This window comes from Phytohabitans rumicis (genome assembly GCF_011764445.1).
In the GTDB taxonomy this organism is placed as follows: Bacteria; Actinomycetota; Actinomycetes; order Mycobacteriales; family Micromonosporaceae; genus Phytohabitans; species Phytohabitans rumicis.
Genome location: NZ_BLPG01000001.1, coordinates 8782267 through 8807979, shown reverse-complemented (window position 1 = coordinate 8807979; position 25713 = coordinate 8782267). Strand labels below are relative to the sequence as shown.

22 protein-coding genes are annotated in these 25713 nt (G+C 74.8%); 10 read left to right on the top strand and 12 right to left on the bottom strand.

What is annotated here, in order from left to right:
* The first annotated feature begins 215 nt into the window (after positions 1–215).
* The gene (locus tag Prum_RS39885; protein WP_173082115.1) at positions 216–722 is read left to right on the top strand and encodes a DinB family protein; all 507 of its coding nucleotides are present in this window, start codon (positions 216–218) and stop codon (positions 720–722) included.
* Here Prum_RS39885 and Prum_RS39880 read toward each other — a convergent pair.
* Positions 624–1292: a hypothetical protein gene (locus Prum_RS39880; RefSeq protein WP_173082113.1), complete on the bottom strand. Its 669-nt coding sequence runs from the start codon at positions 1290–1292 to the stop codon at positions 624–626. The two genes, Prum_RS39885 and Prum_RS39880, sit on opposite strands and share 99 nt — an antisense overlap.
* Before the next feature lie 53 nt (positions 1293–1345).
* Here Prum_RS39880 and Prum_RS39875 point away from each other — a divergent pair, with 53 nt between their 5' ends.
* On the top strand, positions 1346–2659 hold the full coding sequence (locus Prum_RS39875; RefSeq protein WP_173082111.1) for a class I SAM-dependent methyltransferase: 1314 nt from the start codon (positions 1346–1348) through the stop codon (positions 2657–2659).
* An 860-nt stretch (positions 2660–3519) separates the two neighbouring features.
* Complete coding sequence (locus tag Prum_RS39870) at positions 3520–6540, top strand: AfsR/SARP family transcriptional regulator (RefSeq protein WP_173082109.1); 3021 nt, start codon at positions 3520–3522, stop codon at positions 6538–6540.
* Here Prum_RS39870 and Prum_RS39865 read toward each other — a convergent pair.
* The 3 genes from Prum_RS39865 to Prum_RS39855 are packed head-to-tail and all read right to left on the bottom strand — an operon-like array spanning position 6528 to position 8872.
* Entirely contained in the window at positions 6528–7073 is a 546-nt protein-coding gene (locus Prum_RS39865; RefSeq protein WP_173082107.1) for a calcium-binding protein, read from the bottom strand. The genes Prum_RS39870 and Prum_RS39865 overlap by 13 nt on opposite strands.
* Before the next feature lie 15 nt (positions 7074–7088).
* A complete protein-coding gene (locus Prum_RS39860) occupies positions 7089–7955 on the bottom strand; it encodes a TIGR03619 family F420-dependent LLM class oxidoreductase (RefSeq protein ID WP_173082105.1) in 867 nt (288 codons plus the stop codon).
* An 11-nt stretch (positions 7956–7966) separates the two neighbouring features.
* A complete protein-coding gene (locus tag Prum_RS39855; protein ID WP_173082103.1) occupies positions 7967–8872 on the bottom strand; it encodes an alpha/beta fold hydrolase in 906 nt (301 codons plus the stop codon).
* A gap of 56 nt (positions 8873–8928) precedes the next feature.
* Between Prum_RS39855 and Prum_RS39850 the strand changes: the two genes are divergently transcribed.
* The gene (locus tag Prum_RS39850; RefSeq protein ID WP_246278419.1) at positions 8929–10608 is read left to right on the top strand and encodes an AfsR/SARP family transcriptional regulator; all 1680 of its coding nucleotides are present in this window, start codon (positions 8929–8931) and stop codon (positions 10606–10608) included.
* Entirely contained in the window at positions 10602–10847 is a 246-nt protein-coding gene (locus Prum_RS52780; protein WP_246278418.1) for a hypothetical protein, read from the top strand. Before Prum_RS39850 ends, Prum_RS52780 begins: the two co-directional genes overlap by 7 nt.
* Here Prum_RS52780 and Prum_RS39845 read toward each other — a convergent pair.
* The 3 genes from Prum_RS39845 to Prum_RS39835 form a co-directional block, all read right to left on the bottom strand.
* Complete coding sequence (locus Prum_RS39845; protein ID WP_173082101.1) at positions 10804–12054, bottom strand: RNA polymerase sigma factor; 1251 nt, start codon at positions 12052–12054, stop codon at positions 10804–10806. The two genes, Prum_RS52780 and Prum_RS39845, sit on opposite strands and share 44 nt — an antisense overlap.
* Positions 12044–12379 (bottom strand): YciI family protein, encoded by a 336-nt coding sequence (locus tag Prum_RS39840; RefSeq protein WP_173082099.1) that lies wholly within the window; start codon positions 12377–12379, stop codon positions 12044–12046. The genes Prum_RS39845 and Prum_RS39840 overlap by 11 nt, the downstream gene beginning before the upstream one ends.
* 672 nt (positions 12380–13051) lie before the next feature.
* Complete coding sequence (locus Prum_RS39835; RefSeq protein ID WP_173082097.1) at positions 13052–13897, bottom strand: helix-turn-helix domain-containing protein; 846 nt, start codon at positions 13895–13897, stop codon at positions 13052–13054.
* A gap of 18 nt (positions 13898–13915) precedes the next feature.
* On the opposite strand from Prum_RS39835, the gene Prum_RS39830 reads away from it, so the two are divergent.
* The gene (locus Prum_RS39830) at positions 13916–14386 is read left to right on the top strand and encodes a VOC family protein (protein ID WP_173082096.1); all 471 of its coding nucleotides are present in this window, start codon (positions 13916–13918) and stop codon (positions 14384–14386) included.
* Here Prum_RS39830 and Prum_RS39825 read toward each other — a convergent pair.
* The 3 genes from Prum_RS39825 to Prum_RS39815 are packed head-to-tail and all read right to left on the bottom strand — an operon-like array spanning position 14383 to position 18166.
* Positions 14383–16884, bottom strand: a complete 2502-nt coding sequence (locus Prum_RS39825) for an FtsX-like permease family protein (RefSeq protein ID WP_173082095.1) — start codon at positions 16882–16884, stop codon at positions 14383–14385. The genes Prum_RS39830 and Prum_RS39825 overlap by 4 nt on opposite strands.
* A complete protein-coding gene (locus Prum_RS39820) occupies positions 16881–17591 on the bottom strand; it encodes an ABC transporter ATP-binding protein (protein WP_173082094.1) in 711 nt (236 codons plus the stop codon). Before Prum_RS39820 ends, Prum_RS39825 begins: the two co-directional genes overlap by 4 nt.
* Positions 17588–18166: a PadR family transcriptional regulator gene (locus Prum_RS39815; RefSeq protein WP_173082093.1), complete on the bottom strand. Its 579-nt coding sequence runs from the start codon at positions 18164–18166 to the stop codon at positions 17588–17590. The genes Prum_RS39820 and Prum_RS39815 overlap by 4 nt, the downstream gene beginning before the upstream one ends.
* 114 nt (positions 18167–18280) lie before the next feature.
* Here Prum_RS39815 and Prum_RS39810 point away from each other — a divergent pair, with 114 nt between their 5' ends.
* Entirely contained in the window at positions 18281–19885 is a 1605-nt protein-coding gene (locus Prum_RS39810; protein ID WP_173082092.1) for a CocE/NonD family hydrolase, read from the top strand.
* A gap of 3 nt (positions 19886–19888) precedes the next feature.
* On the opposite strand, the gene Prum_RS39805 is transcribed toward Prum_RS39810, so the two are convergent.
* Positions 19889–20923, bottom strand: a complete 1035-nt coding sequence (locus Prum_RS39805; protein ID WP_173082091.1) for a zinc-dependent alcohol dehydrogenase — start codon at positions 20921–20923, stop codon at positions 19889–19891.
* 27 nt (positions 20924–20950) lie between these two features.
* The gene (locus tag Prum_RS39800) at positions 20951–21535 is read right to left on the bottom strand and encodes a TetR/AcrR family transcriptional regulator (RefSeq protein WP_173082090.1); all 585 of its coding nucleotides are present in this window, start codon (positions 21533–21535) and stop codon (positions 20951–20953) included.
* A 185-nt stretch (positions 21536–21720) separates the two neighbouring features.
* Between Prum_RS39800 and Prum_RS39795 the strand changes: the two genes are divergently transcribed.
* The 3 genes from Prum_RS39795 to Prum_RS39785 all read left to right on the top strand — a co-directional run bounded on the left by Prum_RS39795 (position 21721) and on the right by Prum_RS39785 (position 25664).
* Complete coding sequence (locus Prum_RS39795; protein ID WP_173082089.1) at positions 21721–23925, top strand: MMPL family transporter; 2205 nt, start codon at positions 21721–21723, stop codon at positions 23923–23925.
* A gap of 72 nt (positions 23926–23997) precedes the next feature.
* Positions 23998–24729 (top strand): phosphatase PAP2 family protein, encoded by a 732-nt coding sequence (locus Prum_RS39790; RefSeq protein ID WP_173082088.1) that lies wholly within the window; start codon positions 23998–24000, stop codon positions 24727–24729.
* Positions 24726–25664, top strand: coding sequence for a lysylphosphatidylglycerol synthase transmembrane domain-containing protein (locus Prum_RS39785; RefSeq protein ID WP_173082087.1), 939 nt, complete (start codon positions 24726–24728; stop codon positions 25662–25664). Before Prum_RS39790 ends, Prum_RS39785 begins: the two co-directional genes overlap by 4 nt.
* The last annotated feature ends 49 nt before the right edge of the window (positions 25665–25713 follow it).

Sequence of the window (25713 nt, the reverse complement as noted above, 5' to 3'; positions counted from 1 at the left end):
GGGTTCTCCTTGATCGGTGGGGACATAACCGGGCGCAAGATCCCGCCCTGCCCCACCAAGTCCACTGCCGGCAAGCGACCGGCCCCGCCGAGCTGCCCGGTGCTGGCGGTGATCATGGGCTTAGCCGCGGAGGAAGGGCCCTTCCTGCCGCTAGACCCATGATCGCCGCCGTAGCCGCCGCAGCAGCGGGGGCCCGAGGGCGTCATGATCTCAGGATGGCTGACGAACGACCTGATCCGCCGCGCGTTGGTGGGGAGCGCGAGATGCTGCGCGCCTTCCTGGACTACCACCGCGCGACACTCGCCTGGAAGTGCGACGGGCTGTCCGACGAGCAGCTGCGCCGCCGGTCGATGCCGCCGTCGACGCTGTCCCTGCTCGGCCTGGTGCGGCACATGGCCGAGGTGGAGCGCACCTGGTTCCGGCGGGTCATCGACGGGGAGGACGTGCCGCTGGTGTGGTCGGCCGAGGGCGACTTCCAGATGGCGTACGAGGCGGGCACGGCCACCCGGTCGGAGGCGTTCGACGCCTGGCAGGCGGAGGTCGAGCGGTCCCGCCGGATCGAACGGTCTGCGCAGTCGCTGGACGTGACCGGGTATCAGGCCCGGTGGGGCGAGGACGTGTCGCTACGCTTCGTGATGCTGCACCTGATTCACGAGTACGCGCGGCACAACGGGCACGCCGACTTCCTGCGCGAGGGAGTCGACGGGACCGTCGGCGCGTAGGTCAGCCGGGCCGGTAAGCCCGCCGCCTGCGCCACACGACCACGGTGAGCACGCCGCCCACGGCGAGGCCAAGCACGGCGGCAGCCCCGCTCGCCGCCACCGTGGTCGCCAGCTTGCGCAGCAGCCGCCCGTTGTCGGGCTCCTCCCCACCGCGAGCAGGGCGCTGCGGGTCTGCGCCGCCGGGGCACAGGTGAGGTCCACGCTGCCGTCGCGGTCGGCCCGCAGCTCGTACCGCGCCGCCCAGGTCCGACCCCCGCTGAAGAAGGTGAACGTGTAGGGCGCCTCGGTGACGGCGACCGGCGCACCGGCCATCGTCCCGGTGCACCGCCAGTCGTACGAGGCGGTGTCCGGACTGACGTACAGCACCGCCGGCTGCCCAGCTCGCAGGTCCACCCGCACCGACTCGCCGCCGCGGAAGCGGTCGCCCAGCGCCGGGAAGTCCTCGATCCAGGACAGGATCCCGGTGACGAGCAGGGCGCCCGATGCGGCGACGCCGAGCAGTGCCGCCCCACCGGCCACCGCGTACCAGCGGCGGCCGGGCGGACGCCGGCTCGGGTCGATGCGGCTCATGACCGCCATCCTGCCCTGCGCGCTCGGGCGGCCGGCTGGGGGACCATTGGGGCATGCGTACGAGCCCCGACCGCGAGCGCTGGCCGGACGTGGCTACCGTCCCCCGGGCGCCGCTGCGGGCGGCCGCCGTCGCCGGGCTGGTGCGGTGGGTGGCCCGCCGCCTTCCGCTGCGGGTTGTCACCGACGGCGGCGGCACGCAGGGTCCGGACCGTCCCGGGGTGCCCGTGCTGCGGCTGCACCGCCCCGAGGCGTTCCACCGGCGGCTGGGCGCCCGCGGGCTGATCGGCTTCGGCGAGGCGTACCAGGCCGGCGACTGGGACACCGACGACCTGGCCGGGCTGCTGACCGCGTTCGCCGGCGGGCTGCTCGACGGCCGCCTCGGCCCGCTGCGCCAGCTCGGCCGGCTACGGCACGTCGCCGCGCTGCGTCCCTTGTACGGCGCGCGCATCCCGCCTGCCGAGGAGGACACAGTGGACGGTGCGCGGCGCAACATCCAGCATCACTATGACCTGTCCAACGACCTCTTCGCCCTCTTCCTCGACGAGACGATGACGTACTCGTCTGCGCTGTTCGACCCGGACCCGCGCGGGGCGACGGCGGCCGATCTCGGCGACGCCCAGCGCCGGAAGATCGACCGCCTGCTGGACCGGACCGAGGTCGGCGCCGGCACCCGCGTACTCGAAGTCGGCACCGGCTGGGGCGAGCTGGCCATCCGCGCCGCCCGGCGCGGCGCCCTGGTGCACACCGTCACCATCTCCGCCGCGCAGCGCGACCTGGCGGTACGCCGGGCCGCCGCGGCCGGCGTCGCCGACCGGGTGACCGTCGACCTGCGCGACTACCGGCACGTCGAGGCGGAGCCGTTCGACGCCGTCCTCAGCGTCGAGATGATCGAGGCCGTCGGGGAACGCTACTGGCCCACCTACTTCGCGACCCTGGACCGGCTCCTCGCGCCCGGCGGCCGGGTCGGGCTGCAGGCGATCACCGTGCCGCACGAACGGCTGCGCGCCTCCCGCACCGGTTCGCCACCGGCCACCTGGACGTGCAGCAGTTCGTCCTCGACCGCCAGACCGCTGCCTGGGGCCTGTATCAACGTGGATGACCGGGCTGCGGCGGACCCAGACGACGACCGGCGGCGCCGGTCGAAAGGCCGCATACAACACCGGTATGCGACCTTCCGCCCGCCTTGCCGGATCGCCGCCTGGGCCTCGCCTCGCTCCGGCCCCCACTTTGATACAGGCCCCAGGGCTACGCGGCGCAGACCGAGTACGACAGGACGTTCCACGGCCCGGCGCCGGTCCCGTTGTCGTGCGCCCGCACCTGGGCGACGCCGCCGGCCACCGCGCTCACGGTCAGCTCGTCCAGCGTGACCGCGCCCCGGCCGCCGCTGACCTCGCCGCCGACGCCGGTCTGCGTGGTGCCCGCCGGGCAGGACGCCGAGTGCACCGATTTCGGCGAGGCGTTGTCGGAGCCGCTGGCCGGGCTGGCGACAACACGCTCCATTGTGGTCGCCCGGTTGCCGCAGATGGCGTACGCGACAAGGCCCCAGGCGTGGTTGGGGTCGCCGACCTGGTACGCGCCGACGTTGACGAAGCTGAGGTCGTCGCTGATCTCCAGGTCGTCGAGGACCACGTCGCCCCGGCCGTCGACGATCTGCGCGCCGAGGCCGTACACGGACAGGTTGCCGGGGCAGTACGCGACGGCGTTCTTCGGCGACGTCCAGCTGCGCGGCAGCTCGTAGCTGACGCGTCGCAGGTTGAGCACGGGGTCGCCGCACATCGCCACCGCCGTGGCGGACCAGGCGCCGGCGACGCCGCCGTGTTCGAGCCCCCGCACGCTCACGCTGGTCAGGTCGGCGTTCGGCACGATCCGGTCGAGCACCACGTCGCCGAACCCGTTCGAGATGTAGCCCGCACCGCCCAGCACCTTCGTGTCGCCCGGACACGTCGCGACGGCGTCCTTCGGGTCCGAGTTCATCGGCGTTCCGCCGTACACGTTGACCCGGCCGGACACGGCGTAGCCGGCGCTGCCCGGCCCGACCACGACGGCGGCGGCGCTCAGCGCCACGGCGACCGCGGCGGCCGCCAACGCTCGCCTTCCCTTGGCCCGCATCGTTGCCTCCTTCCGTATCCAGAGCCGGCGACTACGGCCGGTGATGCCCGGTGTCGGCTTACCGACCCGCCGTAAGCGGCCGCGGGGTGCTCTACTTCACCAACCAGCGGGAGGTGGGATGGCATCCGGCAGCCTGCTCGTCGTTGCCGCGGCGGGCTACGGCAAGACCACGGCGTTGGAGGCCGCGTGCGCGGACGGCCAGACGGCGTACGTCACCGCGTCCGACCTGCTCGGCGGCGCCGCCGTCGGCGGGACGGTCGGGCACGTCGCCGTCGACGATGCCTGCCGGCTGGACCCGCCCAGGCAGGTCCGGCTGGCCCGGTTGCTCGCGGCATTCCCCGGCCACGTACGGGTCTCGGTCGCCTCCCGCCACCCGCTGGACCCGGCGGCCGTCGCCGAGCTGCCCGGCCCGGTCACCGAGCGTGGCCCGGCCGACCTCGCGCTCACCCCGGACGCCCTGTTCCGGGTGCTGCGGGAGGAGCACGGCCTCGCCGACGCCGACCTCGCGTACCACGTACACCACCTGACCGCCGGGTGGCCGGCCCTGACCCACCTGGCCGGCGACGTGCTGCGCCGCGGCGCCGGCCGCCACGACCTGCTGCCCGCGCTGGTCGAGGCCGCCACGACCTGGGTACGCGAGGAGGTGCTCGCCGGCCTGCCCGCGTGGCTGCTCGACCTCGTGGCGGACCTCGATCCCATCACCGAGCCGCTCTGCGCCGCCGTCATGGCGGCCACATCGGACGGTCCGGAGTGGACACCGGGCGAACTGCGCCCGCTCGCCCGCACCGGCCTGCTCGTCGCCAACGGCCTCGGTGCACCGCGGCTCGTTCCGGTGCTGCGGGCGGTTCTGCTCCGCGACCGGCACCTCCGGACGGCCGCCGAGGGCCTGCCCGGCCGGCTGCGCACGGCCGCCGCCTGGTATCAGCGGCACGGGTACGCCGTGGCGGCCGCCCGCGCGTTCCAGGGTGCCGGCGACGCGGGCGCGTGCGCCGCGCTGGTCGAGTCCGGCGGCGACGGCATGCTCGCGGCCGGCGGCGCGGCCGAGGTCGTCCGGTTGATCGACGAGCTGCCGGCCACCGCCCGCACGCCGCGGGTGCGGCTGATCCGGGCCGACGCGCTGCGCATGGCCGGGCGGGCCCTGGAGTCCGTACAGGCGTTCACGCCGCTCCTCGTGGACGCGGCGGAGACCGGCCACTGGACGGCGGGCCTGGTCTGGCGGGCGGCCATGCTGCCGTACATGCGCGGCGACTTCCGGGCCGCCCTCGACCTGCTCGACCGGGCACCGGAACCCCCCGCCGTGCCGACCGCCGACGACGCCTCGGTGCTGGCCTGCCGCGCCACCACGCTGCACCTGCTGGGCGAGAGCGACGCCGCCGCGGCCACCGCCGCCCGGGCGCTGTCCGCCGCCGGGACCGCCGGCGACGACCGGGCCCGGGCGTTCGCGCACATCGCCGCCGCGATGATCGCGATCGGGGTACGTCGGGAGGAGCACCTCGCGGAGGCGCTGGCCGCCGCGGAGCGGGCCGGCGACGTCGTCCAGCAGGCGCGGGTGCTGGCCAACCAGGCGGACTGCCTGCTGCGCGCGGCCCGCTACCCGCAGGCCCTGCGGGCGTCCGCCCGCGCCGTACGGACCGCGGAGGCGGGCGCGCCACCGGGCGTGCTGGTGACCGCCCTGCACAACGCGGGCGAGGCGCTCACCCGCCTCGGCCGGTACGAGGAAGCGACGCTCCACTGTGAACGTTCCATCCAGATCTCGCACCGCGCCGGGCTGCGCCGCACCGCGCCCGGCCTCTACGGCCTGGGCGAGATCAACCGGCAGCTCGGCCGGCCGGAGCAGAGCCGGGTGGCGTTCGAGGAGGCGATCGAGCTGGCCCGCGGCCACCGCGAGCCGCAGGTCCTCGTGCCGGCGCTGGCCGGCCTCGCGCGGCTGCTCGCGGACGGCGGCGATGTGCCCGCGGCGCTGGCGGCCGCGGCGGAGGCCGAGCAGGCGGCGCCGCCCGGGCTGGCCGCCGTGGCGCTGGTGGCGGCGGGCTGGGTGGCGCTGGCCGGTGGCGACGCCGACCAGGCGCGCGGGCGGGCCGCCGACGCCGTGTGCGCCGCCCGGGCCAGCCGGCACGCCGACGCGCTGGCCGAGGCGCTGGAGCTGTCCGCGGTCGCCGGCGCCGACGTCGAGGCGGCCCGGGCCGCGCTGCGCGAGGCGGAGACGATCTGGGAACGCGCCGGCGCCCCGCCCGCCGCCGACCGGATCCGGGTGCTGCTCGGCCGACTCCCTGGCGCCGACGGCCCGCAGCGCTGGGCGGCCAAGACGGCGGCGCGGCGGCTCGTCGCGCTCGGCGTCCCGGCCGTCGACGGCGCCGGGCTGGTGCCGGCCGACGCCGCCCCCGTGCGGGTGCGCGTGCTCGGCCGGTTCGAGGTGTACGTCGGCGGGCAACCGGTGCCGCTGCCGGCCTGGCGCTCCCGGCAGGCGCGTACCCTGCTCAAGATCTTGATTGCCCGGCGCGGGCGCCCGGTGCCGCGCGCGGAGCTGTGCGAGCTGCTGTGGCCGGACGACGAGCCGCGGCGCACCGGGCACCGGCTGTCCGTACTCCTGTCGGTGGTCCGGACCGTGCTGGACCCGACCCGGCTGCGGCCCGCGGACCACTACCTGCGCGCGGATCTGGCCGGGGTGTCGTTCGACCTCGACCGGGTGGCGCTCGACGTGGACGGGCTGCTGCGGGACGCGGCGCACGGGCTGCGCCTGGCCCGCGAGGGCGAACCGGACCGGGCGCGGGAGATCCTCACCGAGATGGACGCGGCGTACCACGGCGACCCGTTCGCGGAGGACCCGTACGAGGACTGGGCGGACGGCCTGCGCGAGGAGGCCCGCGCCGTGTGGCTGCGCGGCCTGCGCGAGCTGGCCCAGCTGTGCCGCCGCTGCGCCGACCTCGACCAGGCCGCGACGATCCTGGTACGGCTGCTGGTGGCCGACCCGTTCGACGAGCCGGCCCACCGGTCGCTGGTCGAGGTGCTGCTGGCCGCCGGGCGCCACGGCGAGGCCCAGCGGGCGTACGACCGGTGGGCCGGGGCGATGCGGTCGATCGACGCCCCGGTGCCGAGCCGTGCCGTGCTGCGCGTGCGGGCCGCCGCTCAGCAGGCATAGGTGCTGACCCAGTCGATGATGTAGACGATGTACTGCTCGTCCGAGGTGGGCTCGTCGGAGCACTCGTCGGCGCCCGACCCACCGTCCACAGTGTCCGCTCCCGGCCCGCCGATGAGGAGGTCGTCGCCGACGTTGCCGTTGACCACGTCGTCGCCGGCGAGTCCGGCGATGTCGTCGTTGCCCTGGTTGCCGTGCATGACGTCGGCGCAGTCGCCGCCGATCATGAGGTCGTCGCCGTCACCGCCGTTGATGGTGTCCCGCCCGCCGTACCCGAGGATGAGGTCGTCGCCGCCGTGCCCGCGGATGATGTCCGGTCCGGAGGTCCCCTCCAGCACGTCGTCGCCGGACGTGCCCTCGATGTAGGCGCCGATGTGCCCGTCACAGTCGTCGATGGCGTGCGCCGGCCCGCCACCCGGCACCGCCAGCCCCACCGCCGCCAGCGTGGCGGCCGACCACAGTCCCACCCTCGCCCGTACCCGCATGGTGTCCCCCTCCGTCGCGCCCGTGGGCCGCCCGACGGCGACCGCGGACACGGTCCCACCGGGACGTCATCGTGGCGTCATCGTGAGCCCGAACCGCTCGGCGAACACGGACATCTGGTCGTGCTGCTCGGCCGGATCGTCGGCGGTGGCCGCCACGACGATCCGGGTCACGCCCTGCGCGGCGAACGCCTCGACGCGTTCCGGGGGCATGTCGATCGACCCCCAGCGGGTGTACTCCAGCGCGTCCGGGTCGCGGCCGGCCCCGGCGGCGGCCGACCGGGCCAGGTCCAGCTGCCGGGCCCGCTCGTCGGGAGTGAGCGCGCCGCCGGGAAAGTAGCCGTCGCCCCGCCGCCCGGCCCGGCGCGCGGCCGCCCGGCTCGACCCACCAATGTGGACGGGCAGGGTGCCGCCGCCGTACGGCTTGGGAAAGCTGCACGCGTTGTCGAAGGCGAAGAACTCGCCGTGGAAGCTCACCCCCTCCTCGCCGCCGGCCCAGAGCAGCCGGAGCACGTCGATCGCCTCGTCGGCGCGGCGGCCCCGGCTGCCGAAGTCCACGCCCACCGCCGCCGCCTCGCCGGGCAGCGTGCCCAGCCCCACGGTCAGCCGGCGCATCCGGCCCCGGGACAGCACGTCGATGGTGGCCAGGCGCTTGGCGAGCACCACCGGATGGTGGTACGGCAGCAGCAGCACCGCCGTGCCGAGCAGGATCCGGCTGGTGGCGGCGGCGACGAAGCTCAGGCAGTCGAGCGGGTCGGCGAACGGCAGGGCCGGCGGCAGCGGCATCGGGCCGACCATCGCGCCCGGGTACAGCACGATGTGCTCGGGGATGTACAGGGCCTCGAAGCCACACTCCTCGGCGTGCCGCGCGTACCCGGCGAGCCGGTCCGGGTCGACGCCGTAGAACGGCGTGCTGTAGTTGATCGCGAACTTCACACCGCCGGATGCTAGACCTTGCCGCCGGTGTCAAGGCAAGGCCGCGCGAGCAACCCGCGCAGGGCCTTCACCACCTCGGCGGGGGCCTCCTCGGCCAGGAAGTGACCCGCCGACGTGGTGTGGTGCTCCAGGTCCGGGGCCCACGCGCGCCACAGCGCGGCGGCGTCGTAGCCGAGGACCGCACCCCAGTCCTGCTGTACGACGGTGACCGGCATACCCAGTCGCCGTCCGGCGGCCCGGTCGGCGCGGTCGTGGTCGGCGTCGATCCCGGCCGACGCCCGGTAGTCGGCGACGATCGAGGGCACCGCCTCCCGCGACGCCCGCAGGTACTCGGCGCGCACCTGCGCCGGGATGGCCCCCGGGTCGCCGGTCCAGGCGTCCAGGAAGTGGCCGAAGAACGCGTCCGCGCTGGCGCCGATCATCCGCTCGGGCAGGCCGGGCGGCTGGGCCATCAGGTACAGGTGGAACGCGACGGCGGCGCCGGCCCCGCGCAGCACGTCCCACATGTCCAGGGTCGGCAGGACGTCGAGCGCGGCGAGGTGGGTGACCACGCCCGGGTGGTCGAGGCCGGCGCGGACCGCCACCAGCGCACCGCGGTCGTGGCCGGCGAGGGCGAAGCGGTCGTGGCCGAGCGCCGCCGCGACGGCCACGACGTCCGCGGCCATGGTCCGCTTGGCGTACGTCGCGGGGCCCGCCTCGGCCGGCTTGTCGCTGGCGCCGTAGCCGCGCAGGTCGGGGCAGATCACGGTGTGGTCGGCGGCCAGGTCGGCGGCGACGTGCCGCCACATCAGGTGGGTCTGCGGAAAGCCGTGCAGCAGCACGATCGGGCGGCCCGCGCCGCCGACCGCCACGTTCAGGGTCACGCCGTCGGCGGCCGCGACGCGCTGGTAGTCGAATCCGGGAATGGCAAGCGTCATGCCCCCACCGTGCCGATCACCGATGAGCAACCGATGAGCGCGGTAGGTTTCTGCCCGTGGAGGTCGGCTTCGGGGTGCTCGGACCGGTCGTGGCCTGGGACCGCGCCGGCACACCCGTCGATGTGAAGGGTCCGCGGCACCGCGCGGTGCTGGCCCGGCTCATCGTCGCGCGCGGCCGGGTGGTGCCGGTCGACCGCCTCGTCGACGACCTGTGGGAGGCGCCGGCGCCGGGCGCGGTGGCCACGGTCCGCACGTTCGTGGCGGCGCTGCGCCGCGCGCTGGAGCCGGGGCGCCCGCCGCGCCAGCCGGCACGGCTGCTGGTCACCGAGGGACCCGGGTACGCCCTGCGGGCCGCCCCGGACGCGGTCGACGCCTGGCGGTTCGAGGACGCCGTCGCCGCCGCGGCCACGGCACCGCCCGCCCCGGCACACGAACGCCTCGACGCCGCCCTCGGCTGGTGGCGCGGTCCCGCGTACGCGGACTTCGCGGGCGAGCCGTGGATCCGCGCCGAGCGGTCCCGGCTGGACGAGCTGCGGCTGACCGCGGTGGAGCGGCGGGCCGAGGCGGCGCTCGCGCTCGGCCGGGCGGCGGACGCCGTACCCGGCCTGGATGTCCATGCGGCGGAGCATCCGTGGCGCGAGGAGGCGTGGCGGCTGCTGGCGCTGGCCCTGTACCGGGCGGACCGGCAGGGCGACGCCCTCGCCGTCCTGCGCCGGGCCCGCGACCTGCTGCGCGAGCAGTTGGGCGTCGACCCGGGCCCGCGCCTGCGCCGGCTGGAGAGCGACATCCTCCGGCACGCCGACACCGGGGACGCGGAGCGGGTCTGGACGGCGGCCACCGCCGCGTACGACCGGACGGTGACCGGCCCGGCCCGGCTGGAAACCACGGTCGGGCTGCTGCGGAGCCTGGCCGTGACCGGGGCGCGCGGGCTGGCGGCGGCCCGCGAGCAGCGTGCCGCGGCGGTCGCGGCGGCCGAGCGGCTCGGCGACCCGGAACTCACCGCCCGGGTGATCGGCGGCTACGACGTACCCGCGATCTGGACCCGGTCCGACGACCCGCAACAGTCCGCGCGGATCGTGGCGGCGGCGGAGCGCGCCCTGGCCGCGCTCGAACCGGACGGGCACGACGCGGCCCGGGCCCGGCTGCTGGCGACGATCGCGGTGGAGTCGCGCGGCACGCGCGCCGCGCGCGGGCCGCAGGCGGCCCGGGAGGCCGAACGGATCGCCCGCCGGCTCGGCGACCCGGCGGTGCTGGCCTTCGCGCTGAACGGCGTGTTCATGCAGAGCTTCCACCGCGCCGGCCTGGCCAGGCGGCGGGACGAGGTCGGCGCCGAACTCGTGACGCTGTCCGGGCGGCACGGCCTGTCCACCTTCGAGATCCTCGGTCACCTGATCCGCGTGCAGGCCCGCGGCGCGCTCGCCGACTTCGCCGGGGCGGACGAGCACGCCGCCGCGGCCGATCGCCTGGCCGCGCGGCACGAGCGGCCGCTGGTCGGGGTGTTCACCGGCTGGTACCGCGCCATGCGGCTGGCCGCGACCGGGGCGGCGCCGGCGGACGCGGAGGCCGCCTACCGCGCGGCCGCGGTCGGGCTCGACGGCGCCGGAATGCCCGGGTCGAGCGCGGCCTGCTGCCGCTGGCCCTGCTGTGCCTGCGGGTCTGGCACGACCGGCCGGCCGGGTTCGACGACGCCACCGACTGGGGCCCGTACGCGCCGTGGGCCCGCCCGCTGGTGCTGATCGCCCGCGACCGGCCGGCCGAGGCCGCGGCGGCGCTGCGCCGGATCCCGGACCCGCCGCGCGACCTGCTCTTCGAGGCCCTGTGGTGCCTGACCGGCCGGGCCGCCACCCTGCTCGGCGACCGCCCGCTGGTGGACCGCGCCACGGCGGAGCTGACCCCGGCGGCCGGCGAGCTCGCCGCCGCGAGCGGCCTGCTCACGGCCGGCCCGGTGGCGCTCCACCTGGCACGCCTGCGCTGACCTCCTCGGCACGGTGGAGGAGGGCGCGGCGCTCCGGGCCGTTGTCGGACCGGGCCGCCGCCTCGCGGAAGAGGCCGGCGGCGCGCTCCGGCTCGCCGGCCCGGGCGACCAGGTCCGCCTCCACGGCCACGGCCAGCGGATACCTGTCCAGCGCTCCCCCGGCCCGGGCCGCCGCCAGCAGGTCCAGCCCGGCCGCCGGCCCGTACGCGTAGCCGTGCGCGACCGCGCGGTTCAGCTCGATGACCGGCGAGGGCTGCCGCGCGGCCAACTCGTCGTACCACGCCGCGATCGCCGGCCAGTCGGTCGCCTCGGCCGTCGCCGCGGTGGCGTGGCAGGCGGCGATGCGGGCCTGCAGCGTGTACGGGCCGGCGCCCGGCGCGGTCTTCAGCACGCGCAGCCCTTCGTCGATGGCCGCGTGATCCCACCGGGACCGGTCCTGCTTGTCGAGCGTGCGCAGGTTGCCGGCGCCGTCACGGCGGGCGTCGCGCCGGGAGTGCTGGAGCAGGAACAGCGCCAGCAACCCCGCCACGTCGGGCTGGCCCGGCATGAGCCGGTCGAGCAGGCGGGCCAGCCGGATGGCCTCCTCCGCGAACGCCGGCTCGCCGTCGGCGTCGTACCCGCGGGTGAACAGCAGGTACAGCACGGCGAGGACGCCGGGCAGCCGCTCGGCGAGCGCCGGCCCGGTCGGCACCCGGTACGGGATGCGCGCGTCGGAGATCTTCGCCTTGGCCCGGGTCAGCCGCCGGGTCATGGTCGACTCGGTGACCAGGAACGCGCGCGCGATGTCGCCGGTCGGCACCCCGCAGATCGTGCGCAGCGTCAACGCCACCCGGGCCTCCAGCGACAGCGCCGGGTGGCAGCACGTGAAAACGAGCCGCAGCCGGTCGTCCACCACCTCGCCCGGCGCCACCTCCGGACCCGGGTCGGACAGCGTCAGCACGGCCAGGTCGCGCAGCTTGCGGCGTTCGACGGTGACCCGACGCAGTACGTCGGTCGCCCGGTTGCGGGCCACCGTCATCAGCCAACCGCCCGGGTTGCCCGGCACGCCGTCGCGCGGCCAGCGCTCCATGGCCTGCGCGAGCGCCTCCTGGGCACAGTCCTCGGCCAGCGTCCAGTCCCCGGTGACCCGGATCAGGGTGGCCACGATCCGGGCGTACGAGTCGGCGGCCGCCGCCGCGACGGCCTCCGCTGTCGCTTTAGAACTCATCGACCGCGAACGGGCGCAGCTCCAGCCGCCCGCCGCGCGCCATCGGGTGCGTGCGGGCCACCTCGATCGCCTCGTCCAGGTCGGCGCACTCCAGGATGTCGAAGCCCACGATGACCTCCTTGGTCTCGGCGAACGGCCCGTCGGAGACCAGCAGCTCGCCGTCGCGCACCCGGACCGTGGTGGCCGCGGAGGTCGGCGCCAGCGCGTTGCCCTTCAACCGCCGGCCGTTGCTGTCGTTGTCCGCCACCCAGACCTCGATGTCCGGTTCGGGAGCGGTATCGGTGTCGGGCGCGGTGTCGGTGCAGACGAACATCAGGTACTTCATCGTGCGCTCCTCCTCGTCGGATCGTCACCAGCATGACGAACCCCCACCCCCGAACCGGACACCCACCGCCCCACTCTGCGGTGGGTGTCCTACTCACGACCAAGGTGGTGATCATGAAGTTAGCGTGCGAGAGAGCGCTTCCTTCCGGGGACAACTTCATGATCACCCAAGCCGTTGGGCTTTGGGTCCACCCGGTACCGGGTCGATGCGCCCGCAGGAACCCGGACGCCGGTGATCGTGGTGACCAATTGCCCTCCGAGGGGCAATTGGTCACCACGATCACCCGAACAGACGCGCCCCCGCCGCCGCGCCACGCCCGCCCGGCGCCACGCCCCGCCCCGCCCGGCCCCGCCCCGCCCCGTGCCACGCCACGCCCCGCCCCGCGACGCGGCCACCGCGCCGCGCCCCCCGCGACGCGCTCCCCGCGCCGCGGCGCTTCGCGGCGATCAAGGACTTCTGCGTCGATCAAGGGCAAAAGGTCGTGGATCGGAGATCAAACCACGGCCGTTCGCCCTTGATCGACGGGAAAGTCCTTGATCGACGCCGCGCGGGCGCCCGCCGCGCGGCGCCCACCACACGGCGCCCACCACACGGCGCCCACCACGCGACGCCCACCACGCGCGGCGCCCACCACGCGCCGGGGCCAAGCGCGCGCGGGGGTGGGAGGGGGCGTCAGGTGGTGACGGGGTGTTGGTGGCGGGTGCAGGCGTCGGCGTAGGCGACCGGGGTCATGCCGACCGCGCGGGTGAAGTCGCGGATGAAGTGGGACTGGTCGAAATAACCCAGCTCGGCGGCCACCTCGCCCCAGGTGCCGGCGGTGCCCTCGGCGAGCCGGGCGGCCGCCTCGTGTAGCCGGTAGCGCTGCAGCACCCATTTGGGGCTGACTCCGACGTACCGCTCGAAGAGGCGCTGCAGCGAGCGCGGCGACATGCCGAAGCGCCCGGACACGTCGGACACCCGGGTGACGGACCGGTCGTGCAGCAGGGCGCGGACGACCTCGCCGACCCGGGCCACCTCCGGGTCGGGCGCCGGCCAGTGCGCGAGCAGGTGCCGCTCGGCGACGTCGACCAGCGCGTCGAGGTCGGGGCAGGCGGCCAGGTCGGCGGCGAACCGCCCGGCGTCGGCGGCGCCCCACAGCCAGGCCAGGGGCCGGACCTCGCCGGTCAGCTGGGACACCGGCTGGCCCAGGAACGGCAGGAACCCGCCCGGCCGGAACTTGACGCCGAAGACGCGGCCGCTCCCGGCGCACTCGTAGGTGAAGCGCTCGCGGCCGACGCCGCCGATCATGGCCTGGCCCCGGTCGACGATCAGGTTGACGCACGGGTGCGGCAGGAGGGTGACCGGGGCGCGGCGGCCCTCGGGCAGGTCCCAGCTGACCAGCCAGTGCCGCTCGACCAGGGCGGCGAGCCCGGCCGATGCCGGCACCCGGTCGATCCGGAAGTCGACGCCGCGCACCCCGAGCAGGCCGTACTCGCTGGTCGTCTGCTGTCGCGTTTGTCCAAGCCGATCCCCGTCCACCCGACCAGCATGGACGACATGACTGACAAAACCAGCCCGGCCCCCGCCGGTCACCGCTCGCTGTCGACCTTCTTCGCCGTGTACGACTCGGCGAAGGCGCTGGAGTTCTACCGGGAGGCGTTCGGCGCCGAGGTGGTACGCCGGATGGACGCGCCGGACGGGTCGGTGTCGCACGCCGAGGTGCGGCTGGGCGACTCGCTGTTCATGATGAGCGAGCCGATGCCGGCGTTCGGGATCGTCGGACCCCCGGCGGAGGGCAACGCCTTCACGATGACCTTCTGGACCGCGGACGTCGACGCGGTGTACGAGCGCGCGGTCGCGCTCGGCGCGACCGCGCTCTCACCCGTGGCGGACGTCTTCAGCGGCGACCGGATGGGCGTGCTGCGCTGCCCGTTCGGGGTGCGCTGGTGCATCGCCCGGCACGACCGTGACGTGCCCGACGCGGAGGTCGAGGCCGCCGCCCGGGAGTGGATGGCCGACCAGGGTTAGACCACCATCCGGCGGACCAGGATCAGCCGGGGCCGGGTCAGCAGGGTGGTGGCGACCACGGCGAGCACCGGTGCCGCCAGCACGGTGATCGCCAGTGGGAGCCACGGCACCTGCCAGGCCAGGTCCCGGCGGAACGCCACCATGCCGGCCGCCGGCGCGATGCCGCCCGCGACGCCGAGCAGCGCGCCGAGGCCGACGATCAGGCCGGCCTGGGCCGCCGCGATCCGCCGCCGCAGCCGTGGGCCGGCGCCGACGGCGGCGAGGGTGGACAGGTCGTTGCGCATCTCCGCGGTGGCCAGCCCGACCGCGACCGCGCTGGCGGCGAGCGTGACCAACCCGCTGATCACGGCCAGGACCAGGAACATCGGGCCGTACTTGCGGTGTGGGCTGTGCTTGCTGCCGACGGTGATCTCCGTTGGAAGGTGCTCCCCCGCCTCGACCTGTGCGGCCAGCGCTACCGAGTTCGCGGCGACCAGCTCGGCGCCGGTGGGCACCCGGGTGGTGTCGACGATCAGCCCGCCCGTCTCGACGGCGAGCTTGCGCGCGGCGGCGGTGGGTTCGGCGATGACCGCGCCGGGCACGTCGGTGTAGACGTCCGGTGCGGGCACCACGGTCGCCGGGAGCCGGAACGCGGGCCTGCCGTCCCTGGGGATCAGCTCGACCGTGCCGCCGTCCACAAGGGACGGCGCGAAGGCGACGACCCCGCCGCGGCGCAGCGTCTCCAGGGCCTCCGGCGGCGCCTGCGCACCGGTCACCGCGCGGATCAGTTCCGCGCCGCCGACGGCCACCAGCTGGGAGGGGAACGCGGGCAGCCCGGTCTGCCCGTACTCGGGAGCGCTGTCGGTGTGCGCCGCGGCGGTGGCGGCGACCGGGCGTACCGGCACGACCGCGCGGGTGGGCAGCGAACGCTCCAGCTCGCCGAGGCGTTCCGGGGTCAGCCGCTGGGCCACCGCCGCCGGCACGAGCACCTGCCCGGTGCGGGCGGTCGGCTGGATCGCCATGCTGTCGACGCTCTCCGCCGAGTGGTAGAGCATCAGCGCCATGCTGCCGGCCACGGCCGTACAGACGGCGGCGACCGAGGCGGCGGTGCGCAGCCGGTGCCGGGCGGCGTGCCGGGCCGCCAGCCGTACGGCCAGCGGCAGCCGGGGCGCGGCCCGGCCGGCGATGCTCACCAGCACCGGGGCGAACGCGGTGACGCCGAGCAGCACGGCCACCGTGCCGGCCGTGACGGTGACGACCCCATCGGTCGTTCCGGACGCGACCAGCGCGGCCAGCGCCCCGGCGCCGGCCAGCAGCAGGCCGCCGACCAGCCAGACCAGGTTGTCGCCCCGGGACGCTTCCTCGCGGCCGGAGGTCGCGGACCGGAACGACTGCCGGGCCGCCGCGCGCGCCGGCCCGAGCGCCGCCAGCAGGCCGACCGCGACAGCGAACAGGGCGATCAGGACCAGCCACGGTACGGGTAGCACGCCCTCGGTCAGCGGATGGTTGGCGATCCGCTCGACCCGGTCCCGGTTCAGCCCGTACGCCAGCGCGCCCAGCCCGACGCCGCAGACGCCCGCGAACGCGCCGAGGACCAGCCCGTTGGCCAGCACCATCCGGGCGACCTGCGCGGGCCCGGCCCCGACCGCGCCCATCATGGCCAGCTCGCGCCGCTGCCGGCGGGCACCGACCGCGAACGCCGCACCGGCCAGCAGCGCCACCTGCGTACCGGCGAAGCCGACGACCAGCACGAAGGCCGCCGTACGGGTGGCCAACTCGGCGGCGTCCGGCCGCAGGTCGGGCCGGTGGAAGGTGCTGAAGCTTGACGTGCAGGTCCGCCCACCGCCCACCTGGTCCCGGCAGGTCATGAGCGTGGCGGGGTTCGGCGGCTGCCAGCCTTGTCCGCCGGCGGGCAGCCCCACCAGGGTGTGCGGGCCGCTGGGGCCGAGTGGGTGGTCGGCGGGGCTGACCACGATCGGTTTGCCCAGCTCCTCGGCGCTGTCGATGAGGCCCACCACGGTCCGCTCGCGCAGCGGCAGGCCGGTCCACAGTGGATCGCCGACGCCGACGCCGACCGCCTTGGCGAGGCTCGCCGAGACCGCCACCTCGGCGGGTCCGCGCGGCGCCCGGCCGGCCCGGACCGCGAACATCCCACGGGTCAGCGGGTGGTCCACGTCGACCGCCTCGTAGTCGCGCAGGCTGTAGGAGCCGTCCGCGCGCACGACCGTGCGGCCGTACGTGATCCGGGTGGTCTCGCTGCCGGCCGGCAGGGTGGCGAGCACCTTGTCCGCGCCCGGTCCGTCGATCTTGTAGTCGGCCCGGCCCAGCCGCCAGGTCGCTTCGGCGTCGGCCGAGGTGTACGTGCTGGCGTAGGACAGGGCCAGCGCGGTGCCGGCGAACACCGGCAGCGCCAGCATCAGCACGACGAGCAGGGTGCGGGCCTTGCTCCGGTACGCCGTGCGGCGGGCGACGCGCACCGCGACCCGCCAGGAACCGGCGATCTCCACGAGACGTGTCACGGGACCAGCAGCTCCTCGACTCGGTCCGGCCCGCCGGTGGTGTCGACGATGCGCCCGTCGCGCAGGAACACGATCCGATCCGCCCAGCTGGCGAACCGCGCCTCGTGGGTGACCAGGACGGCCGCCGCGCCGGCGTCCACCCGGGCCCGGATCAGGTCCAGCACGGCCTGCCCGGTGCCGGAGTCCAGTGCCCCGGTCGGCTCGTCGGCGAGCAGCAGCCGGCGCTGCCCGATCAGCGCCCGCGCGATCGCCACCCGCTGCTGCTGGCCGCCGGAGAGCTGGTCCGGGAACCGGCCCGCCTCGTCGGCCAGGCCCACCTCGGCGAGCGCGGCCAGCGCCTCACCCCGGGCGGTACGCGCCGGCACGCCGGCCAGTTCCCGGGGCAGCGCCACGTTCTCCGCCGCGGTGAGCGCGGAGACCAGGTTGAAGTCCTGGAAGACGTACCCGATCCGGTCCCGGCGCAGCCTGGCGAGCGCGCCCGGGGCGAGGCCGTAGAGGCTGGTGTCCTCGACCCAGACCTGGCCGGACGTCGGGGTGTCCAGGCCACCGCCGATCGCCAGCAGGGTGGACTTGCCCGAGCCGGACGGGCCCATCACCGCGACGAGTTCGCCGGCGGCGACCTCGAGGTCCAGCGCGTCCAAGGCGCGGACGGTGGCCCGGCCGGACTGGTAGAGCCGGCTGACCTGGGCGAAACGCAGTACCGTCATCGTCCACTCCTCGTGCTGGCGCGGCCGGGCTTGCGCACGCGGATGACCGGGGTGAGGCGCCCGCCCCGGCGCAGCACGGTGGACTCGACGTGGTCGAGCCAGCGCACCTCGCCTTCGAGGGCGAACACGAGGCTGTCCAGCAGCAGTACGCCGGCCACGTCGTCGGCCTCGTCCGCGGTGCGGCGCAGCGTGTTGTAGTCGCGCATCAGCCGCAGCGACTCGGTGCGCTGCCGCTGCACGACCATGCCGACGTCCACGCCGGGGGTGGTCGCCGCCATCAGCAGCTTGATGGCCAGCTCGTTGCGCGGCCGGTCGGCGTCGGCCACCGGGGTGCTGAACCAGGTGTCCAGCGCGGCCCGCCCGGCCTCGGTGATCGCGTACAGGGCGCGGCCCTCGGCGTTGGTGCCCTCGGCGGCCACCATGCCGTCCCGATCCAGCCGCTCCAGCGTCGTGTACACCTGGCCGACGTTGACCGGCCAGGTGCCGCCGGTCCGCGCCTCGAACTCGGTGCGCACCTGGTAGCCGTACTTGGGCCCGTCGGCGAACAGCGCCAGCAGGCCGAACTTCACGCTCAAATCCCCCGCCACCTTACTCAGTAAGTAGTTACCGAGTAAGCAGTATGGGGGCGCGCATCACCAGCGTCAAGCTCAACGCTTGCCATTTATTTGACATGCGTCCAGTATTGTGTCGTGAGCCTGGTTAGCCGCGTCCTGGAACGCCAGTTGAAGCTGTCCCCGCCGCTGACCCGCGACCTGGTCGTCCAGCGGGACCTGCGGGTGCCGATGCCCGACGGGGTCGACCTGCTCGCGGACCGCTGGGCGCCGGGCGCCGGGGGCGAAGGGCTGCCGACCGCGCTGATCCGCACCCCGTACGGCCGCCGCGGTGTGTTCGGCGTGGTCATGGCCCGCCCGCTGGCCGAGCGCGGCTTCCAGGTGCTCGTGCAGAGCACCCGCGGCGGGTTCGGCTCCGGCGGCACGTTCGCGCCGATGCGGCAGGAGCGCGCGGACGGCCTGGCGACGATGGACTGGGTGGTCAAGCAGCCGTGGTTCGGTGCCGCGCTCGTGCTGGTCGGCGTCAGCTACATGGGGTACGTCCAGTGGGCCGTCGCCGACCGCCTCCCGCCGCAGGTCAAGGCGCTGGTCCCGCAGGTGTCCGAGTCCGCGCTGAGTCTGGGGTTCCTGCGCCGGGACGGCTTCGCGCTGGAGGCCCCGTTCATGTGGGGCGTGCTGGTCGGCAGCCAGGAGCGCCGCGCGGCGCTGCTCCGCCAGCCGTTCCAGATGCGCAGGACCCGCCGCGCCATGGACACGCTGCCGCTGAACCGGGCCGACGTCGCCGCCCTCGGCCACCCCTCGGCGTACGTGCAGGACATCCTCGCGCACGACGCCGACGACCCGTACTGGACCGACGTCGACCACCGGCACCGGGTGGCCGAGGTGAGCGTGCCGGTCAGCTCGATCGGCGGCTGGTACGACATCTTCCTGCCCGGCCAGCTGCGCGACTTCCAGGCTCTGCAGGAGGCGGGCCGACCCGCGCGGTTGACGGTCGGCCCGTGGACGCACGCCGAGTTCACCAGCGCCGGCGTACAGGAGGCGATCGAGTTCGCGCTCCCGCTGGCCCGCGGCGAGCAGCCGCCCGAGCGCGCCCCGGTACGCCTGTACGTGATGGGCGAGGAAGCCTGGCGCGACTTCGACTCCTGGCCGCCCGCCGGGTACGCCGCCCAGCGGTTCCACCTCCAACCGGGCGGCGGGCTGTCCACCGAGCCGCCCGGCGCGTCGGAGCCGGACCGGTACCGCTACGACCCGGCCGAGCCGACCCCGGCGGTCGGCGGCGTACGCCTGGAGCGCGGCTCGGCCCGGGTCGACAACGCGGCCCTGGAGGCGCGCCCGGACGTGCTCACCTACACCACCGCCGCGCTCGACCGGGACGTCGAGGTGGTCGGCGAGGTCAGCGCGGAGATCTGGTTCGGCTCCAGCCTCCCGCACGCGGACGTCTTCGTGCGGCTGTGCGACGTCGACCCGCGGGGCCGCTCGACGAACGTCTGCGACGGGCTGACCAGCCTGTCCGGCGCCGACGAGGTCAGCGCCGCCACGGTGTCGATGTGGCCGACCGCGCACCTGTTCCGGCGCGGCCACCGCATCCGGGTCCAGGTTTCCAGCGGCGCCTTCCCCCGGTACGCCCGCAACCCGGGCACCGGGGAGCCGATCGGCACCGCGACCACGCTGCGCGCCGCCGACCAGGCGGTCCACCACGACCCGGACCGCCCGTCGGCGGTGATCCTGCCGGTACGCGCCTGAGCGCTACCCTTCGTCGCCGAAGGTCACGATCACCTTCTCGGCCGCCCCCGGCGTGAGCGCGAGCCGGAACGCGTGCTCGACGTCGGCGAACGGCACGCGGTGGCTGATCAGCCGCGCGAAGCGGTCCCAGTGCCGGGCCAGTTGCGGGGTCACCTCGAAGATCTCCGTGGGGTAGCCCTGGGAGCCGAGGATGGTCATCTCGCTGCGCAGGATGGCGCCGAGGTCGATGGGCTCGGGCTTCTTGTGCACCGCGACCGTGACCAGCTTGGCGCCCCACTTCGCCGAGGTCAGCGCGGTGTTGACCACGGCGGCGACGCCGGCCGCGTCGATGTAGATGTCGGTGTCGGGGCGGGGCTGGCCCAGCGAGTTCGCGCCGGTGCCGTGCAGCTCGGCCAGGCGGGCGGCGACGTCTTCGCGGGAGGAGTCGATGACCGCGTCCGCCCCGACGGCGAGGGCGGTCCGCAGGCGCTCGGGCAGCACGTCGGCGACGGTCACGTGCGCCACGCCGCGCAGCTTCAGCCAGATGGTGGCGCCGAGCCCGATCGGGCCGGCGCCGAACACCAGGACCTTGTCGCCCGGCTTGGCCTCGGACCGGTTGACGCAGTGCAGCGCGACCGCCATCGGCTCGTTGAGGGCGGCCACGTCGTACGGCACCTCGTCGGGGATCACCGCGAGGCTCGTGCCCACGACCGCGTCCTCGATGAGCAGGTACTCGCTCATGCCGCCCAGCGCGCCGCCGCAGCCGATGATGCCGGAGGGCGCGGCCTGCGGGTTGACCACCACACGGTCGCCCACCTTGACGTCGGTGACCTCGGCGCCCACCTCGACGACCTCGCCGGCCGGCTCGTGCCCCAGCGGCACCGCCCGGGTCTGCCCGTCCGGGCCGATGGGCATGCCGCCCAGGTGCAGGAACGTCACGTCGGTGCCGCAGATGCCGACCGCGCGCATGCGCAGCAGCACGTCGCGGGGGCCGGGCGCCGGGCGTTCGATGTCGACGACGGCGATGGCGCCCGGGGCGCCGGTCTGGACTGACTTCATGATCGGACTCGCTTTTCTCGGAACCGTTTACTGAGGGCGGCGCGGCGCGCGCAGGCCGAGCGTGCGGCGGCCGGCGTCGAGCAGCAGCGGGCGCAGGGTTTCCGGGTCGAAGTCGGCGGCGAGCCGCGACGGCCCCACCGAGCAGGCGATCCCGGCCAGCGCCACGGCGGCCCTGACCTTTCCCGCGGGCGTCGGGTCGAGCGCCTCCAGGAGCGCGACCTGACGTTCGACGAGACCCTCCACGTTGTGCTGGGAGCGCAGCATCTCGACCGTCCCCGGGTCGCCCGCGAACACCGGGATCAGGTCCTGGTTGCGCACGACGAGGTCGACGAAACCGGTGAGCACGGTGTCCGCCCGGGCGTGCGCGGTGCGCTGCGCCTCGGCCGCCTCGACGGACTCCCGCATCTGCGTCACCAGCGGCTCGATCACCGCGGCGAGCAGCTCCTCGCGGGTACGGAAGTGGTGGTAGACGGCCGCCTTGGTGACGCCCACCTCGTCCGCGATCATCTGCAGCGACGTGCCGGCGAAGCTGTGCCGGGTGAACAGCCGGATGGCGGCGTCGATGAAGCGCTGCCGGCTGTCCTGCGCCTTCACTGCTGCTGCGGTGGACATGTTTACTCCTCCGTAACTTCCCTGGACCCGCAGCCTAGCTTGCCGTTCGGCTAGGCGCAAGCCTGTCGATCGGCAAGCCAGCAACTAGCCGATCGACTAGTGATCTGCTTCACGATCGGCTAGTGTTCGACTTGCCGATCGGCTAGCGTCCCGATGGTCAGCACAACATCCCAGAGGAGACACCGATGGCTTCGTTCCTGTACCGGCTCGGCCGGTTCGCCTTCCGCAGGCGCTGGCTGGTCCTCGGCCTGTGGCTCGCGGTGCTCATAGCGGCGCTGGTCGGCGCCGCCACCCTGTCCGGCAAGACCCAGGACGCGTTCCGGATCCCCGGTACGCAGTCGCAGCAGGCGATCGACCTACTGCAGGAGCGCTTCCCGCAGGCGTCCGCCGACGGCGCCACCGCGCGGGTGGTCTTCGCCGCACCGGACGGCCAGCAGCTCACGAGCGCGGCCAACAAGGCGACCATCGAGCGGGTCGTCGCCGAGTTGAAGCAGGCCCCGCAGGTCGCCTCGGTGTCCGACCCGTTCACCTCGGGGGCGGTCAACGAGGCCGGCACGGTCGGCTTCGCCCAGGCGACGTACCAGGTGCAGTCCGGGGAGCTGACCGACCAGACGCGGGACACGCTCACCGGCATCGTCGACGAGGCGCGCGCCCAGGGGCTGACCGTCGAGGTCGGCGGCGACGCGCTCCAGCTCCAACCGGAACAGGGCATCACCGAGATCGTCGGCGTCGCCGTGGCGGCCGTGGTGCTGGTCATCACGTTCGGCTCGTTCGTGGCCGCCGGCCTGCCGCTGCTGACCGCCCTGCTCGGCATCGGGATCGGCATCGGCGCCATCACCGCGGCGACCGGCTTCGTCGACCTGTCCTCGACCACCCCGACCCTCGCCCTGATGCTCGGCCTCGCGGTCGCGATCGACTACGCGCTGTTCATCGTCTCCCGGTACCGGCACGAGCTCGGCGCGGGGCGCGCCCCCGAGGAAGCGGCGGGTAGGGCGGTCGGCACCGCCGGATCGGCCGTCGTCTTCGCCGGGCTGACCGTCGTGATCGCCCTGGCCGCGCTGTCCGTGGTCGGCGTGCCGTTCCTGACCCAGATGGGCATCGCCGCCGCCGGCACCGTCGCGGTCTCCGTGCTCATCGCGCTGACCCTGCTGCCCGCCATGCTGGGCTTCGCCGGCAAGCGCATCCTCGGCAAGCGCGCCCGTAGCGGCCAGCACACCCGTGACCCCGAGGCCGGCACCAAGAACTTCGGCACCCGCTGGGCCCGCGGGGTCGCCCGCCGGCCGGTCATCGCGCTGCTGATCGGCGTCATCGGGCTCGGCGTCATCGCGATCCCCACCCTGGACCTGCACCTGGGCATGCCGGACGACAGCACCGCCGCGCCGGACACCACCCAGCGCAAGGCGTACGACCTGCTGGCCGGCGGGTTCGGCGCCGGCTTCAACGCACCGCTGACCGTTGTGGTCGACGCCCCGGCCGGCTCGGCGCAGACCTCCGCCGCCCAGGTCGCGAAGGAGATCACCGCGCTGTCCGACGTCGCCGCGGTTACTCCCGCGGTCCTCAACCAGACCGGCGACACCGCCCTGCTGACCGTCATTCCGAAGAGCGGCCCCAGCGACACCGCCACCGAGGACCTCGTGCACGCCATCCGCCAGCTGGACGGCTCGGTGCCGGACGCGAGCATCGGCGTCACCGGCCTGACCGCCATCAACATCGACGTGTCCAAGAAGCTCGGCGACGCGCTGATCCCGTACCTGGCGGTCGTGGTGGGCCTGGCGTTCGTCCTGCTGATGCTGGTGTTCCGGTCGATCCTGGTGCCGATCAAGGCCACCGCCGGCTTCCTGCTCAGCATCGTGGCCACGTTCGGCGCGGTCGTCGCGGTCTTCCAGTGGGGCTGGCTGGCCGACCTGCTCGGCGTCGACCACACCGGGCCGATCATCAGCTTCCTGCCCATCATCCTGATCGGCATCGTGTTCGGCCTGGCCATGGACTACCAGGTCTTCCTGGTCACCCGGATGCGCGAGGACTACGTGCACGGCATCCCGGCGAAGCAGGCCGTGGTCAGCGGCTTCGGCCACGGGGCGCGGGTGGTCACCGCCGCCGCGATCATCATGATCAGCGTCTTCTCCGGCTTCATCCTCTCGCCTGAGTCGATCGTCAAGTCGATCGGGTTCGCCCTCGGCGTGGCCGTCCTCTTCGACGCGCTCGTCGTCCGGATGACGATCGTGCCGGCCGTGATGACGCTGCTCGGCAAGTCCGCCTGGTGGCTGCCGCGCTGGCTCGACAAGCTCCTGCCCAATGTGGACGTCGAGGGCGAGAAGCTGCGCCACCAGCTCGACGACGTGCCCGAGCCGGCCCCCGCCGACCGCGTTCCCGAACGCGTTCCGGCCTGACGCACCCCGCGCGGGTCGCCGCCCACCCGGCGGCGGCCCGCGCACTCTCCTCCGTCCGAAAGGGACAACGCCGTGGAACGTCCGCGCCCGCTCCGGGAACTGCTGCTCGTCGCCGGACTGTTCCTGGCGTACAAGCTCGGACGGCTTGCCGTCGCCGGCGACGTGTCCACCGCGTACACCAACGCCGCCCACGTCTGGGACCTCGAACGCGCCATCGGCCTGCCCAGCGAAGCCGCCCTGCAGCACGCCATCCTCGGCGTCGACTGGCTGGTCCGCGCCGCCAACCTGTACTACGCCGGCGTGCACTTCCCGGCCACCGCCGCGCTTCTGCTGTGGACGTACCTGCGCCGCCCCGCCCTCTACCGCTGGGCCCGCACCACCCTCGCGGCCCTGACCGCGACCGGTTTCGCCGTCCAGATGCTGCTGCCGCTGGCGCCACCGCGACTGCTGGCCGCCGCCGGCATGGTCGACACCGGCCACGCGGTCGGACCGAGCGTCTACGGCAATCCCACCAGCGACGTGCTCGCCAACCAGTTCGCCGCGATGCCGTCCCTGCACGTCGGCTGGGCAGCCGTGGTGTCCATTGTGCTCATCCGCGCCACCCACGGCCCGTGGCGGTGGCTCTGGCTCTTCCATCCAGTCATCACGCTCGCCGTCGTCGTGGTCACCGCCAACCACTACTGGCTCGACGCCGCCGTCGCCCTGGCGCTGCTCGGCGCGATCGCCCTCGTCATGGCACGGCTGCCCCGCCCGGTCCGGATCGAGACGCGCACCCCGGTGCTGGCCGGCCGGCGGCTACCGTGACCACGCTCGCCGTACCCGTGCGCAGCCGCTGGTGGCGGATCGCCCTCGTCGCCGTGGCCGGCGCCGCCGCGGTCGTCGTGCTGCGCGGCCGCCTGCCCGACACCGGCGCGGTCCTCGCCGCGGCGCAGGCCGCCGACGTCCGCTGGGCCGCCCTCGCCGTGCTGGCCCAGACCCTGTCCCAGGCCATGTTCGCGCGGCAGCAGCGCCAGTTGCTGACCGCGTTCGGCGTCGGCATCTCGCCGCTGCGCGCCCTCGCCATCAGCTACAGCCGCTCCGCGATCAGCATGGCGCTGCCCGCCGGATCGGCGGTCTCGGCCGCCTTCGCCTTCCAGCAATTCCGGGTACGCGGGGCGAGCCGCAGCACGGCCGCGACCGTGGCCATCCTGTCCGGCGTCGCGTCCACGGTCGGCCTCGTCGTGCTGTACGCGGCGCTCCCGGTGGTGGCCCGGCCGTGGCTCGCCATCCCGGCGGCGGCGCTCCTCGGCGGCGCCGCGTGGTCCGCCGTCCACGTGGCCCGGACCTGGCGCCCGGCCCGGTTGCCGCGCTGGCGCGTACTCGCGCAGCTGGCCAACCTCGCCCGCGAGGCCCGCGCGGTGCCCGCCCGCCACTGGGTGGCGACCATCGCGTTCGCCGCCGCGAACTGGCTGCTCGACCTGGCCTGCCTCGCCGCCGTAACGCACGCCTGCGGCCTCACCGTGGGGTACGGCGAACTGGCCACGGTGTACCTGGCGGCCCAGGTCGCCCGGCAGATCCCGCTCACGCCCGGCGGGATCGGCCTGATCGAGACGAGCCTGCTCACCGGCCTGGTCGCGGCGGGCGCGGCGCAGACCGGCGCGGCGGCCGCGGTGCTCGGCTACCGGATCATCTCGTTCTGGCTGATCCTGCCGGTCGGCCTGACCACCTACCTCGGGCTGCGCCGCCAGCTAGAAAAATAGCTTAGGCTAACCTAAGATGATCTCCTCCGTGAGTCGACCGAGGAGATAC

Excerpts from the sequence above, each read along its gene's own strand:
- Prum_RS39795 (WP_173082089.1), top strand. The coding sequence starts at position 21,721 with ATGGCTTCGTTCCTGTACCGGCTCGGCCGGTTCGCCTTCCGCAGGCGC.
- Prum_RS39820 (WP_173082094.1), bottom strand. The coding sequence starts at position 17,591 with ATGACGGTACTGCGTTTCGCCCAGGTCAGCCGGCTCTACCAGTCCGGC.
- Prum_RS39855 (WP_173082103.1), bottom strand. The coding sequence starts at position 8,872 with ATGACGCTTGCCATTCCCGGATTCGACTACCAGCGCGTCGCGGCCGCC.
- Prum_RS39800 (WP_173082090.1), bottom strand. The coding sequence starts at position 21,535 with ATGTCCACCGCAGCAGCAGTGAAGGCGCAGGACAGCCGGCAGCGCTTC.
- Prum_RS39840 (WP_173082099.1), bottom strand. The coding sequence starts at position 12,379 with ATGAAGTACCTGATGTTCGTCTGCACCGACACCGCGCCCGACACCGAT.
- Prum_RS39845 (WP_173082101.1), bottom strand. The coding sequence starts at position 12,054 with ATGAGTTCTAAAGCGACAGCGGAGGCCGTCGCGGCGGCGGCCGCCGAC.
- Prum_RS39875 (WP_173082111.1), top strand. The coding sequence starts at position 1,346 with ATGCGTACGAGCCCCGACCGCGAGCGCTGGCCGGACGTGGCTACCGTC.
- Prum_RS39880 (WP_173082113.1), bottom strand. The coding sequence starts at position 1,292 with ATGAGCCGCATCGACCCGAGCCGGCGTCCGCCCGGCCGCCGCTGGTAC.
- Prum_RS39870 (WP_173082109.1), top strand. The coding sequence starts at position 3,520 with ATGGCATCCGGCAGCCTGCTCGTCGTTGCCGCGGCGGGCTACGGCAAG.
- Prum_RS39830 (WP_173082096.1), top strand. The coding sequence starts at position 13,916 with ATGACTGACAAAACCAGCCCGGCCCCCGCCGGTCACCGCTCGCTGTCG.
- Prum_RS39805 (WP_173082091.1), bottom strand. The coding sequence starts at position 20,923 with ATGAAGTCAGTCCAGACCGGCGCCCCGGGCGCCATCGCCGTCGTCGAC.
- Prum_RS39885 (WP_173082115.1), top strand. The coding sequence starts at position 216 with ATGGCTGACGAACGACCTGATCCGCCGCGCGTTGGTGGGGAGCGCGAG.